Annotated in this window: 11 protein-coding genes and 2 pseudogenes; all 13 read left to right on the forward strand. The window is 63.2% G+C overall.

The window, feature by feature from the left end:
- Positions 1-468 precede the first annotated feature (468 nt).
- A complete protein-coding gene (locus ASE63_RS13365; RefSeq protein ID WP_210169316.1) occupies positions 469-1,440 on the forward strand; it encodes an HWE histidine kinase domain-containing protein in 972 nt (323 codons plus the stop codon).
- A 465-nt stretch (positions 1,441-1,905) separates the two neighbouring features.
- On the forward strand, positions 1,906-2,322 hold the full coding sequence (locus tag ASE63_RS13370) for a DUF1236 domain-containing protein (RefSeq protein WP_056801690.1): 417 nt from the start codon (positions 1,906-1,908) through the stop codon (positions 2,320-2,322).
- 246 nt (positions 2,323-2,568) lie between these two features.
- Complete coding sequence (locus ASE63_RS13375) at positions 2,569-3,510, forward strand: class I mannose-6-phosphate isomerase (RefSeq protein WP_056801808.1); 942 nt, start codon at positions 2,569-2,571, stop codon at positions 3,508-3,510.
- Complete coding sequence (locus ASE63_RS13380) at positions 3,507-5,792, forward strand: glycosyltransferase family 4 protein (protein WP_056801692.1); 2,286 nt, start codon at positions 3,507-3,509, stop codon at positions 5,790-5,792. Before ASE63_RS13375 ends, ASE63_RS13380 begins: the two co-directional genes overlap by 4 nt.
- Before the next feature lie 13 nt (positions 5,793-5,805).
- Positions 5,806-7,128, forward strand: a complete 1,323-nt coding sequence (locus ASE63_RS13385; protein ID WP_244491393.1) for a glycoside hydrolase family 130 protein — start codon at positions 5,806-5,808, stop codon at positions 7,126-7,128.
- Positions 7,129-7,427: 299 nt separating this feature from the next.
- Complete coding sequence (locus tag ASE63_RS13390; protein ID WP_056801694.1) at positions 7,428-7,637, forward strand: cold-shock protein; 210 nt, start codon at positions 7,428-7,430, stop codon at positions 7,635-7,637.
- Positions 7,638-7,775: 138 nt separating this feature from the next.
- Positions 7,776-8,009: a hypothetical protein gene (locus tag ASE63_RS13395; RefSeq protein WP_056801696.1), complete on the forward strand. Its 234-nt coding sequence runs from the start codon at positions 7,776-7,778 to the stop codon at positions 8,007-8,009.
- Between the two features lie 147 nt (positions 8,010-8,156).
- Positions 8,157-8,405 carry a hypothetical protein gene (locus ASE63_RS13400; RefSeq protein ID WP_156410330.1) on the forward strand — a complete coding sequence of 83 codons (249 nt, stop codon included), beginning with the start codon at positions 8,157-8,159 and terminating at the stop codon, positions 8,403-8,405.
- A gap of 62 nt (positions 8,406-8,467) precedes the next feature.
- Complete coding sequence (locus ASE63_RS13405) at positions 8,468-10,066, forward strand: alpha-amylase family glycosyl hydrolase (RefSeq protein WP_056801700.1); 1,599 nt, start codon at positions 8,468-8,470, stop codon at positions 10,064-10,066.
- Between the two features lie 94 nt (positions 10,067-10,160).
- Complete coding sequence (locus ASE63_RS13410) at positions 10,161-11,120, forward strand: glycosyltransferase family 4 protein (protein WP_200962560.1); 960 nt, start codon at positions 10,161-10,163, stop codon at positions 11,118-11,120.
- Positions 11,121-11,169: 49 nt separating this feature from the next.
- Positions 11,170-11,322: pseudogene (locus ASE63_RS28375) on the forward strand (IS3 family transposase); the annotation flags it as partial.
- 523 nt (positions 11,323-11,845) lie between these two features.
- On the forward strand, positions 11,846-12,315 hold a 470-nt coding region (locus ASE63_RS28380), incomplete at its 3' end, for an IS110 family transposase (RefSeq protein WP_244491394.1).
- A gap of 1 nt (position 12,316) precedes the next feature.
- A pseudogene (locus tag ASE63_RS28385) lies at positions 12,317-12,962 on the forward strand (IS110 family transposase); the annotation flags it as partial.
- Positions 12,963-13,223 lie beyond the last annotated feature (261 nt).

Below are 13,223 nucleotides of genomic sequence, written 5' to 3' on the forward strand. Positions count from 1 at the left end.
CAGCTCGTCGTGACCAAACAGAGGCTGTTTTGCGCATCACTAGACGGATCGGAGCGGGAGTTGCCGCTCCCCTTCCGCAGAGCAATGCCTCGCTCAGATACTGTCTGCTTGCGCATCTCGCCCGGACAAGCCATGGACGTTTTGTGGCCCTTTCCGGACTCTGACGATGTCCGGTTTCGAGCAGCGTGGCGACGTATGCGGCTTGCGAACACCTTCTGGAAGCAGATCCATGCCGGGGCGCAATGAAAACCAGACCGGCTACCCAGGAGGCTCTAACGTTAAGTCAGGCCGACATGGCCAATGTTCGACTACACCATGCGTTCCACGTCGAAACCGGGCGCCTCGCGCATGTCGCCTCCTCTCGGAGAAATCTAGGCGTCAAATGACAGGGACAGCAATTTGGCCCTGTGCCACGCACATGGCATAAACGGGCACGCTACGTCCGAATGGGGCGGGATCGGAGACATTTTGACGACGCCTGAACTTCGAGACGCCCGCTTCATGCGCAGCCTGTTGGCGGCGTCAGACGACTGCATCAAGGTCATCGACCTCGATGGCAAGCTGTCCTTCATGAGCGAGGGCGGCCAGCGCGTCATGGAAGTCAGCGACTTCAACGCCATCAAGGGCTGTCCGTGGCCGGACTTCTGGGCCAACCAGGGCAATGCCGATGCCAGGTTCGCGATCGAGGAAGCGCGCGCCGGCCGCAGCTATCGTTTCCAAGGGGCCGCCGACACGGCTGCCGGCAACCCACGCTACTGGGACGTCCAGGTCGGCCCCATCATCGGCCCGGATGGCCAGCCCGAAGCGATCCTGTCGGTTTCTCGGGATATCACGATGATCAAGGAAGCCGAGCAGCGGCAACGCCTGCTTTCCCTGGAGCTGAAGCACCGGATGAAGAACACGGTCGCTATGATCCAGGCGATCGCCAATCAGACAATCCGTGGCGGCCCCGAAGTGGACGCCATCAAGGAGGCCTTCACCGCACGGCTCAACACGATGGCCTCCGCGCAGGACATCCTGACGCAAACCGTCTGGGCCAGGGCGAGCCTGGGCTACCTCGTCGAAGAGTCGTTGAAAGGGCACAGCGACCTGTCGCGCTTCCGCATCGAAGGGCCCGCGGTCGAGCTCTCGTCGAAGACGGGTCTGGCGATGGCCCTCGCGCTGCATGAGCTGGCAACCAACGCCACGAAGTATGGCGCCCTCAGGAAGGACAGCGGCCGCATCGACGTGAACTGGTCGATCACAGGCGGCGAGTTCAGTTTCGAGTGGCGGGAGAGCGGCGGCCCGCGCGTCGAGCCTCCCACCCGGCGTGGTTTTGGATCGCGCATGATCGAGCGCGCCTTGGCGGGATATTTCAGCGGTACGGCTGGGATGAACTACGAGCCGAGCGGGGTCGTCTTTTCGCTCCGCGGCCCCATCGAGGCGCTCACCGCAGACTGATCAGGCAGCCTTTCTCAAGGCGGCAATCACCTCGGCGGGTCGATAAGACTTCTTGATGTAGAGCATTTCGGCCGGAAGCTTGTCGTGGCGGGAACGACGCAGCCGCTCGCCCACGATCAAGACGGTTGGCCTAGATCGGAACCGCAAGGCGACGTCGGGCCGCTGCAATCATCCGAGTGGGGCGGCAACCACGACCGCTCTCGATGGTTCCTGCGCCCGAAATGACCGAGGCGCTGGCGATGAAACTCGCCTGCCCAAATCGAGGAATTACTCAGAATTCATCAAAATTGCCCGATTTTGTTGTCAACAAACAGAAATTACCCGAGAGTTCACCAAACGCATCTAAGTTTTAGATCATATTTTTAAATAATGAGTTGGAACTTTTTTGCTGGAAATGCGTTTCAGATATGAATGGCCAACTTGCGGGATAATCCTTCCGGCTGGTCCATGCGAAGGATAACTTCCATGTTGAAGACATTTTTCGCTGTCGCCGCCATCATCGCTATCCCCAGCGTGGCGTTCTCCCAGAATGTCCCGGCTGCGCAGGGTGGCGCGCTCGGCGGCGCGGCGACGGGAGCGGTCGGCGGGGCTGTCGTCGGCGGCCCGATCGGTGCCGTCGTCGGCGGTGTCGGAGGCGCAGTGGTCGGCGCGATCATTGGCGACCAGACTCCGCGCTTCCAGGCTCATGTCGTGGAGCAGCGCCGTCCGTCCTATACATATGCCGAACCGGTGACGGTGGGCACCACGCTGCCGAACGAGGGCGTCGTCTATTACGACGTACCGCGCGAATATGGCGAGACGAGCTATCGCTACACTGTCGTCAACAACCGCACCGTGCTGGTCGATCCCAGGACGGGCCGGATTGTTCAGGTCATCCAGTAGACAGGATCGACTACCCCGAAGGTGATGGCGCGTTGCGTGCCATCACCGGCCTATTCGGGCCGGACGCCCGCTCCAGCGATGGGGCGGGCCGTGGCCCGTTGGATTATTGCGCGCCAGCCCGCGCATGATGCCGCTCGCGACGGGCCTCACCCCTCGACACCAGCGCCATTGCAGCCGTCGCCGACCATTGCCGCTTCGCCCGACATCCGTCGGCCGATCGTCGGCCGTGTGCATGAGGAGACCGATATGGCGCTCGAACAGGCCCGTATGCTGATGGTCCCCAAACCTTGGGGCGCGACCGATCTTTTGCCCTGGAGCGAGGTAGCCCCTACTGGGACGCCGATCGGTGAAATCTGGTTCCAGCGCCGGGATCCCCAGGCGCCCACGCCTGTTTTGCTGCTCAAACTTCTGTTCACGCAGGAGATGCTGTCGATTCAGGTGCATCCGGACAATGCCATGGCGCAAGCTATGGGGCTGCCGCACGGCAAGACCGAAGCCTGGTACGTGCTCTCCGCGACGCCTGAGGCCACTGTCGGCGTCGGGCTCAAATCGGCGCTCACCGCTGCGCAGTTGCGGAGCGCCATCGCTGACGGCTCGATCGCCGAATGCGTGGAGTGGCGCAAGGTCAGCGAGGGCGACGTTATCTTCGTGCCCGCGGGAATGATCCACGCGATCGGACCCGGCCTCGTGCTTGCGGAGATTCAGCAGCGCAGCGACACGACCTTCCGGCTGTTCGACCACGGTCGCGATCGCGAGCTCCATGTCGAACACGCTGTCGCGGCGGCCAATGCCGGGCCGGCCGACGACCAGGCACCGCCGCAGCGGCTGAGCGATGTCAGAACGCTACTGGTTTCAAGCCCGTATTTCGTTCTCGAGCGGTTCATCCTGGCCGCGGGGTCTGTCTGGCAGCTGGATGCCGAGCAAGAGACCTGGCTGGTCGTCATCGCCGGCAGCGCCCGGCTCGGGCCGTCCCAGGCCGGCATCGGAGAAGGCTGCTTCATCGAGGCTCAGACCATGCGCATCGAGGCAGGGCAGCATGGCCTGACCTGCCTGGTGGCCTATGCAGCCGCGACGCCCAGCCACGATCTCTTACGGGTCCTCGCCGACTGCGACGCGGTTGCCGCGGCGCTTTCGCCGCTCCCCGTACCGGCGGTTTCTCCGCTGTCCTTCAAGGAAGCACGCCCATGAACCCGCCTCATCGCATCGCTTTCATCGGCAACTCGCTCCCCCGTCGCTGCGGGATCGCGACCTTCACCACCGACCTGCAGCAGGCCGTCGCCTCGTCCGGGGCTGATGTGGACACCTCCATCATCGCCATGAACGATCATGGCAATGGTTATGACTATCCCCCTTCCGTCCATTGCCAGGTCCGGGACGACCGGCTGGAGGATTATGCGCGAGCCGCCGACTTCCTGAATGACGGGCGGTTCGCCGTCGTCTCACTCCAGCACGAGTTCGGGATTTTCGGCGGTGAGGCCGGCGGCCACGTCATGACGCTGTTGTCGCGCCTGACGATGCCGGTCGTCACCACGCTCCATACCGTTCTGGCCGAGCCCACGCCGCTGCAGCGCAACGTCATGGAGCGGATCGTCGATGCCTCAGCGCGCGTCGTCGTCATGGCCGAGAAGGCGCGCGACCTGCTGCGGACGGTCTACCGGCTGCCAGCGGACAAGATCGAGGTCATCGCGCACGGCATTCCCAATTTCGCCTTTGTCGAGCCCGACGACGCCAAGGCGAGGCTGGGTTTCAGCGGTCGCTCCGTCATCCTGACCTTCGGCCTGCTCTCACCCAACAAGGGCGTTGAGGTGATGATCGACGCGATGCCTTCGATACTGAGGCGCCGCCCCGACGCAGTCTATGTGGTTCTGGGCGCGACGCATCCCAATCTGGTTCGCGAGCAGGGCGAGGCATATCGCGAAAGCCTGATGAACCGCGTGCGCGAACTCGGGGTCGAAGATCATGTGGTCTTCCTCGACCAGTTCGTCGACCAGGCGACGCTGCTGGGCTTCATTTCGATGTGCGACGTCTATGTCACGCCCTATCTCAACGAGGCGCAGATGACCTCGGGCACGCTGGCCTACAGCTTCGGGCTCGGCAAGGCGGTGGTTTCGACGCCCTATTGGCACGCTCAGGAGTTGCTCGCCGACGGGCGCGGCATCCTTGTGCCGTTCGGCGACGCCGTCGCCATTGGCGATGAGATCGCCGGCTTGCTGACCGATGAGGGCCGGCGCGAGGCCATGCGAGTGCGTGCCTATGCGAGCAGCCGATCGATGACGTGGGAGCGAACCGCCAAGCGATACCTCGCTGCCTTCGAGACGGCGCGCCGCGGTCGCGTGCTGAGCGTGGTTGCCGGCGCGGCCCCGGCAAAGCCTTTACCGCAGATGTCGGCTCCGCCTGAGATGCAAACGGGCCATTTCCTGAGCATGTGCGACGATACTGGACTGTTCCAGCACGCGGTTCATTCGGTGCCGGATCGTTCGCATGGCTACTGCGTTGACGACAATGCCCGAGCTCTGCTCCTTGCCTGCGTGCTGAACGGCGCCGGCGAGCCGCGCCTAGCGGATGCGTTGACGGTGCGCTTCGCCTCCTTCGTCCAGCACGCCTGGAATCCCGATACGCGCCGGTTCCGCAATTTCATGAGCTTCGACCGGCGCTGGCTGGAAGATACCGGCTCCGAAGACAGTCACGGGCGCACGCTCTGGGCACTCGGTGAATGCGCACGCAGCGATATCAGCCCCTCGCGCCGGCGATGGGCCGCCGCCCTGTTCGCGGAAGCCCTGCCCGTCGTCGAGGACTTCACCTCGCCACGTGCCTGGGCCTTCGCCCTGCTCGGCCTCGACTCCTACTGCGCGATTGCCGGAGCGCCGCCGACGGCGATCTGGCTGCGCACGCTGTTGGCAGACCGGTTGCTCGCCCTGATGTCGGCTGTCGAGACGCCGGACTGGGTCTGGTTCGAGGACGGTCTGTCCTATGACAATGCCCGCCTGCCCCAGGCCCTGCTCGCAACAGGAGTTGCGATGAAGGTTCCGGCCTATGTCGACGCTGGCCTGCGGTCGCTGCGCTGGCTCACCGGCCTGCAGACCACGCCGGCGGGCTTGTTCAGGCCGGTCGGCTCGGACAGTTTCGGCGACAGGCGCTGCGCGCCCAAAGCCTTCGATCAGCAGCCGCTGGAGGCGACTGCGACGGTTTCCGCCTGCCTCGCCGCCTGGCGCGCCGACGGTGATCCGCGGTGGCGGGCCGAGGCCGGGCGCGCCTTCGCCTGGTTCCTGGGCCATAACGACCTGTCATCGGCGCTTGTCGATCTGGACACCGGCGCCTGCCGCGACGGTCTGCACCGCGACCGGCCGAATGAGAATCGCGGCGGTGAATCCGTGGTATCCTACCTTCTCAGCCTCGCCGAGATTCGCCAGCAGGCCCGCATCAGCGGGGATCGCCCGAAACTGGCGGCGCTTCGGGCCTTGCATGCTTGAGCCTCCAGCGGACATGCACAAGCAGACTGGGATCGCCTTGTCGCAGCGAACGTTCCTGAACCGGCAGGCGCTGTATTTGCGCCCCGACCCTGCCCGAGTCGTCGTGCGTCGTTTCGGTCCCACCGCCGAGCCCAGGGATCTCAGCCCCACCGACAAGGTCCGGGCGAACCATATCGTCGAGCGGGTTCTGTCGCTCGATCCTGAGACGGCGGAGACCCTGCTTGCCGAAGTGCTTGAGAATTTCAAGGGTCGTCACCGCAACCTGCTGGAACGGTTCGAGGCCCGCGCCGACGAGATGGAAGAGGCCTTCGCGACGCATGGCGCATTCACGCAGGTCCAGCGCCGGCTGGTCGGATCCTATTTCCTGCATGAATACTCGTTCGAGGCTGCGGCGCTGTTCAACCCCAGCATCGTTCCGCATCCCGACCAATCCAGTGCGCCTGCGGGCGGATGTCGCTTCGTCCTGAGCGTTCGCGCCGTTGGGGAGGGCCATGTCTCGTCCCTGACGTTCCGCTCCGGCACGATTACCGCCGATGGCAGCGTCAGCATCGATCCGACCTCGCGCCTTGCCTCGATCGCCACCTTCCGCAACCGGATGGCGCGACTCGATGGCGACGATGTCGAGGTCGTCTTCTCGCCGGACGGCGACATCTCCGAGCGGGTGATCTTTCCTGTCACCGCATCTCAGTCGAACGGGATAGAGGATGCGCGCTTCGTCGCGTTCGACGAGGGCGGACGAACCGTGTTCCGCGCGACCTACACCGCCTATAATGGCAAGGGCATTCGCTCGGAATTGATCGAGACCAGCGACTTCCTGTCGTTCCGGATGTCGCCGCTGCGAGGCTCTGCTGCCGTCAACAAGGGCATGGCACTGTTTCCACGCAAGATCGATGGCCGCTACGCCATGATCGCGCGGCAGGACAGTGAAAATCTCTATTTGATCTATTCCGACGATCTCCTGACCTGGGACGGCGGCGTCGCGCTCCTGAAGCCTCGATTCCCCTGGGAATTCATTCAGATCGGCACCTGCGGCTCGCCCATCGAACTCGACGAGGGCTGGCTGCTTCTGACCCATGGCGTCGGGCCGGTCCGGAAATATTCGATCGGCGCGGTTCTTCTCGACAAGGCCGACCCGTCGAAAGTCCTTGCGCGCTCGCGCGAGCCGTTTGTCCGGCCTGAACCTTCGGAACGGGAGGGCTATGTTCCCAACGTCGTCTACACCTGTGGCGCGATGCGGCATAAGGACCTGATCATCTTGCCCTATGCGGTCTCCGACACGTTCTGCAATTTCGCGACGATCAAGATTTCCGCCCTGATCCAATCCATGGAACGCTGAAGCTCGGCCGATAGGCGCGCAAGCCCTTCGCTAGCGCCCACGAATCCGCGCTGCCCCAGAATACTGAAGGGGCTATATTTCCGCTGAGAACAACTTTATCGCGAGATCGAAAATAATAAAAAACTTATGGTTGACTTTCGCGAGTATCCGGCTATTGTCAGGGCGTCGATATTTGTTTGGTTGGCTGTTGTTTTTCCGCGCTTCGGCGCGCCTCAGACGAAACCCCCTTCGAAAATCGTGGTGACCCCATCGCGCACTCGCGCGGTGGTGAACGACTATTGCCAAATGGAGGGTTCGTCATGAACACCGGCACAGTAAAATGGTTCAATTCCACCAAGGGCTTCGGATTTATCCAGCCTGACGACGGCAGCCAGGACGTCTTCGTCCATATCTCCGCCGTCGAGCGCGCTGGAATGCGCGAGCTCGCAGAAGGCCAGAAGCTCAATTATGAGATGGTCAAGGACAACAAGTCCGGGAAGCTTGCCGCAGAGCAGCTGCAGGCGGCGTAACCACTATTCGGCCGCTTCGATGACCACGGATGTACTGGCATCGATGATGCGGATGAATAGCAAGGGAAGGCCAGGCTCACGCCTGGCCTTTTTCGTACTGCCCGCGCTCGATAGCCACAGCTGGTGAGGAGAAAGCAAATGGCAGAACACTCGAAAGCCCGCATCCAGGCCGATGCCGCGTTCCTCAAGGCGCAGACCAGGTCCCTGTCGCACGATCGAATCCTGTCGGAGACGGATACGATCAATCAGGCGCGCGATGCCAATACGGCGAGGCTGAAGGCACAGCGGTTGAGCAAGGAGGCGCTCGATCGCGCCGTCGCGGCCACTGTTCCGGCAAAGCCGAAAGCACGTAAGAGCACGAAATCAGCGTGACGGTCGCAGTCGCGTTCTTGGACGCGCATTGCGAAAACACCGTTTGGCATCGTGGAAAGGTTGTTCAAGATGTAGCGGGAGTGCTGATCGGCGCGCCCAACCCGATGCGTCAGCCCATGTTTGCGGCAACGATCAATGGAGCCAGCCTTGGACATCGACGTGACGCCAAAATTGGATGAGGCAGCCTGGCTGCTCACGGACCTTCTCGGCCGGGCCATGGGGCGTGTTGCCGAGGAAGCCGACGGCGAGTTCAGGATCGAACCTGCGGGCCAAGCGCTGCAGACGATGGGATCCATGAAACGCGGCCCCGTCAAGACGCTCGATGACGCATTGGCCGAAATCGAGCGTGCTACCCGCGCCACCTGCAGGCGGGCGGTACGGGCCGATCCCACCTGACAACGAGACAACCTCACGGACCGGGATGGCGTCCGACGAAACTGCACGCGGGAAGCGGTGGCATGACCACTCCATGGTGGCAGTCGAGCGTGATCTACCAAATCTACCCACGCTCGTTTCAGGACGCGAACGGCGACGGCATCGGCGATCTCAAGGGGATCACGCAACGGCTCGATTATCTGGGCGGTCTCGGCATCGACGCGATCTGGATCTCGCCGATCTATCCTTCGCCCATGGCCGATTTCGGCTATGACGTTGCCGACCACTGCGATGTCGATCCGCGCTTCGGCACGCTTGCCGATTTCGACGAACTGCTGGCTCAGGCTCATGCGCGCGGGCTCAAGGTCCTGCTCGACTTCGTGCCGAACCACACCTCCGACCGGCATGCCTGGTTCGCGGAGAGCCGTTCATCGCGCGACGCCGCGAAACGGGACTGGTACCTCTGGTGCGATCCCGCCCCCAATGGTGGGCCGCCCAACAACTGGATCAGCGATTTTGGCGGTTCGGCCTGGGCGTGGGACGAAACCTCCGGCCAATATTACTACCACGCCTTCCTGAAGGAGCAGCCGGACCTCAACTGGCGCAATCCCGCTGTGCAGGCGGCGATGTACGAGGTAATGCGGTTCTGGTTCGACCGCGGCGTCGACGGCTTTCGCATCGACGTGCTCTGGCACCTGATCAAGGCGGCGGATTTTCCCGACAATCCGCCTAACCCGGCCTATCGGCCCGCGATGGGCGAGATGCATCGCGTGCTCCAGCTTCATTCGACCGACCAGCCCGAAGTGCATGCGCTCGCCGCCGAGATGCGCGCCATCGCTGACAGTTACGGAATAGCGGGTCTGTGCGAGCGTGTCCTGCTCGGCGAGATCTATCTGCCGATCGACCCGCTGATGCACTATTACGGGCAGGAGCATGCAGGTGTGCATCTGCCACTCAACTTCCTCCTGATCGATGCGCCCTGGCAGGCGGGCGCTCTTGCGGATCTGATCGCCGGTTACGAGGCGGCGCTTCCACCCGCTGCCTGGCCGAACTGGGTGCTCGGCAACCATGACCGGCCGCGCATCGCCCGCAAGCTCGGTGAGGCAAAGGCTCGCATCGCTGCAATGCTCCTGCTGACATTGCGGGGCACACCAACCCTCTATTACGGCGACGAACTCGGGCTGAACGATGCCAAAATCCCGCCCTCCCAGGTTCAGGACCCCCGCGAATTGCGCGAGCCCGGGCTCGGCCTCGGTCGCGATCCCGTACGTTCACCGATGCCGTGGGACGGAAGCGAGAATGCAGGCTTCAGCACAGCCCCGCCCTGGTTGCCGCTGAATGCTGATTGTCATCTCCGCAATGTTGCGGAGATGACTGGGGAGCGTGCGTCGATTCTGGCGCTTTATCGCCGATTGCTGGCTGTGAGGCGCGCACATCCGGCATTGGCGATCGGCGCTTTCGCGCTGCTGGACTCTGCAGGCGATGTACTTGCCTATGAGCGCCGGCACGGGACGCAGCGGCTGATTGTGGCGCTTAATCTCGGGACAGACGCACAGCGCCTGGAATTGCCTGATTGGGCGAGCGGTTGCCGGTTGCTCTTGTCGACGACCGCCGAGGCACTGCTGATCGAAAACAACATGCTGTTGCTGAGGGCGGATGAGGGCGGGGTCCTTGCAGCCTGATCGCGAGTCAAGAAAGGTCGATCGTTTGCGTATCGCCATGTTGGCGCCGATCTCCTGGCGCACCCCACCGCGCCATTATGGCCCATGGGAGCTGGTGACCAGTCTCCTGACCGAGGCGCTGGTGGCGCGTGGCGTGGACGTCACCCTGTTTGCCACCAGGGACAGCCAGACGGCGGGCACGTTGGCCGGCGTTTGCCCGGCGCCTTATTCCGAAAACCCCGCGATCGATGCAAAAGTCTGGGAGATGCTCCACGTTGCCCACGTCTTCGAGCGGGCAGGCGAGTTCGATCTCATCCATAATCAGGCCGATTTCGTGCCGCTCGCCTTCTCGCGGCTGGTCGAAACGCCGGTGGTGACGACGATCCATGGCTTCTCGTCGGACCGGATCCTGCCCGCCTTCAAGACTTATGAGGATCGCGTCCACTACGTCGCGATCAGCGATGCCGATCGACACCCGGATTTGCGCTATGCGGCGACGATCCATCACGGGATCAGGCTGGAGGATTTTCCCTTCGATCCCGATGGCAGCGAAGACCTGCTCTTCTTCGGCCGGATCCATCCCGACAAGGGGGCGGCCGAGGCGATCACAACAGCGCGCCGAGCGGGCCGGAGGCTGGTGATGGCCGGCATCGTGCAGGACCAGGATTACCATAGCGAGCATGTCCTGCCCGCCATCAACCATCGTTCCGTGGCTTATCTTGGCCCGATCGGCGGGGCTGCCCGCACGAAAGCTCTGGGCTCCGCGCGGGCCCTGCTCCACCTCGTCAATTTCGACGAGCCGTTCGGATTGTCGGTGGTGGAGTCTCTCGCCTGCGGAACACCGGTCATCGCCACCAGGCGCGGCTCGATGCCCGAACTGATCGAGCACGGCGTGACGGGATTTCTGGTCGATAATCTCGACGAGGCCGTGGATGCGATTGGGCGCATCGGCCAGATCGATCGTGCCGCCTGCCGCGCATCGGTCGCTGCGCGCTTTTCGGTGGACCAGATGGCGGATCGATATGAGGAACTCTATCGATCGCTGCTTGCATCATTATCTTCAGCTTGCCGCTAGGGCTTCCCACCGTTGTCCAGACCACGGATGCCTCCGATGCAAGGCAGCCAAACTCGTGGACAAGCTTCGAGGTGAGTGGAATGTCTCGACGCGGCGTGCCTGCTCGGCGCTGCGGATCGATCGCTCGCTTTACGTCTACAAGTCGAAGCGGGGCGCGCAGGCCGAACTGACACTTCGGATCAAGGAGATCTGTGAGACCCGAAATTCTTCGGATGGTTCAGCCGGCCTTGGCTCCAAGCGATACGACAACGAGCCACGGATGATCCCGCCGACTTTAGCGGCAAGCTGTGCTTCGAGATGCACCCTTCCCCCGCGATGGGGCCGTTCCGAGCTCCGGTTAGCTCGGCCGCTTTCCGCGTCACTGCGCCAACTGGTACAGCTGTGCCTGGTGAGTGTGTCCCCGAGCTTCCGGCAGACATCTAAAGGCCGCCGGATCGCTAACGGCCAGCTTCGATCGTTGAGCCAATCGCGTCGTGATGTCCAGATGGCGCGTCGGAAGCGGACGTCGAAGCAGCGCCGCAGTCGAACGTCCGGAATCAGGCAAGCACCTGAGTTCCGCTCTTGATGCTGTGGACGGCTCTCCAGCCCCGCGTGAGCATAGGCTCTCGCAGAAATGGAGGAGATCATGGACCAGGCAGCCACGATTGGATTGGATATCGCGNTGATGCTGTGGACGGCTCTCCAGCCCCGCGTGAGCATAGGCTCTCGCAGAAATGGAGGAGATCATGGACCAGGCAGCCACGATTGGATTGGATATCGCGAAGTCGGTGTTCCAGGTTCACGGTGTCGATGAGAGCGGAATAGTCGTGCTCCGTCGGCAGGTTCGGCGAGCCCAGCTGCTTCTGTTGTTCGCGAGGCTGCCAGCCTGGCTGATCGGGATCGAGGCCTGCGCCACGGCGCATCACTGGGCCCGCGAGTTGACGAAGCTTGGCCACCAGGTCCGGCTGATGCCGCCGAGCTATGTGAAGGCCTATGTGAAGCGGCAGAAGAACGACGCAGCCGACGCCGAGGCGATTTGTGAAGCTGTCACCCGTCCGACCATGCGGTTCGTCGAGGTGAAGAGCGTCGAGCAGCAGAGCGTTATGGTCCTTCACCGGGTCCGGCTGATGCTCATGCGCCAGCGCATCCAGCTCTCGAACGCGATCCGAGGCCACATGGCGGAGTTCGGGCTGGCAGCGCCGATCGGGAGACAGGGNGGTCCGGCTGATGCTCATGCGCCAGCGCATCCAGCTCTCGAACGCGATCCGAGGCCACATGGCGGAGTTCGGGCTGGCAGCGCCGATCGGGAGACAGGGGCTGGGCACTCTGATCTCGGAAGGCGACGAGCAGGTTCCGGCCGAGGCGCGGACATGTCTTGGAATGTTGGTTGCCCAGCTCGCCCTCATTAACAATCAGATCCTGGAGGCAGATCGTCGGATCAGAGCCAATGCCCGCGCGACCGAGACCGAGCGCAGGCTGATGGATGTACCGGGTGTCGGCCCGCTCCTCGCGAGCGCGCTCGTGGCCAGCATCCCTGAACCAAAGGCGTTCCGCTCAGGCCGGAACCTTGCTGCGTGGATCGGTCTTGTGCCGCGGCAGAACTCCAGCGGCGGGAAGGAGCGCCTCGGCGGCATCACCAAACAGGGCGACCGATACCTGCGCCAACTGCTTGTCGTCGGCGCTCTGGCAGTCGTGCGCTATGCGCAACGGAACGGAACACGCCGGCCATGGCTGGTGCAACTGCTGGCGCGGCGAACGACGAAGATCGCGACCGTCGCCTTGGCCAACAAGACCGCCCGGATGGTCTGGGCGATCATGACCACCGGTGAGGCCTATCGCGAGCCGGTCCCGCTGGCGATCTAGAATCAGGCGAGCCACGCCGAAGAGCTTGGGAAGGGCAACGCGAACGTAACGCAGCCAGCCGGTCGAACCGAAGAGCGGGAAAACCCATTTGCGCCACAGCGCCTTCAAGCGCGTGCTTTTGGTCGGGACCCGTCCTCGCGGAAGGCATTATGGCCAGCGGCCATGCGCGCCGCACCAACAGGTCGAACACATGGCCGCACCGACCAGACCTGGAAAAGCGTTCGAAACCCCTTGCCAAAGGAGAGCCGTCCACACAGGGCG

The organism is Allobosea sp. Root381 (assembly GCF_001429395.1).
In the GTDB taxonomy this organism is placed as follows: Bacteria; Pseudomonadota; Alphaproteobacteria; order Rhizobiales; family Beijerinckiaceae; genus Allobosea.

Excerpts from the sequence above, each read along its gene's own strand:
- ASE63_RS13370 (WP_056801690.1), top strand. The coding sequence starts at position 1,906 with ATGTTGAAGACATTTTTCGCTGTCGCCGCCATCATCGCTATCCCCAGC.
- ASE63_RS13375 (WP_056801808.1), top strand. The coding sequence starts at position 2,569 with ATGGCGCTCGAACAGGCCCGTATGCTGATGGTCCCCAAACCTTGGGGC.
- ASE63_RS13380 (WP_056801692.1), top strand. The coding sequence starts at position 3,507 with ATGAACCCGCCTCATCGCATCGCTTTCATCGGCAACTCGCTCCCCCGT.
- ASE63_RS13385 (WP_244491393.1), top strand. The coding sequence starts at position 5,806 with ATGCACAAGCAGACTGGGATCGCCTTGTCGCAGCGAACGTTCCTGAAC.
- ASE63_RS13390 (WP_056801694.1), top strand. The coding sequence starts at position 7,428 with ATGAACACCGGCACAGTAAAATGGTTCAATTCCACCAAGGGCTTCGGA.
- ASE63_RS13395 (WP_056801696.1), top strand. The coding sequence starts at position 7,776 with ATGGCAGAACACTCGAAAGCCCGCATCCAGGCCGATGCCGCGTTCCTC.
- ASE63_RS13405 (WP_056801700.1), top strand. The coding sequence starts at position 8,468 with ATGACCACTCCATGGTGGCAGTCGAGCGTGATCTACCAAATCTACCCA.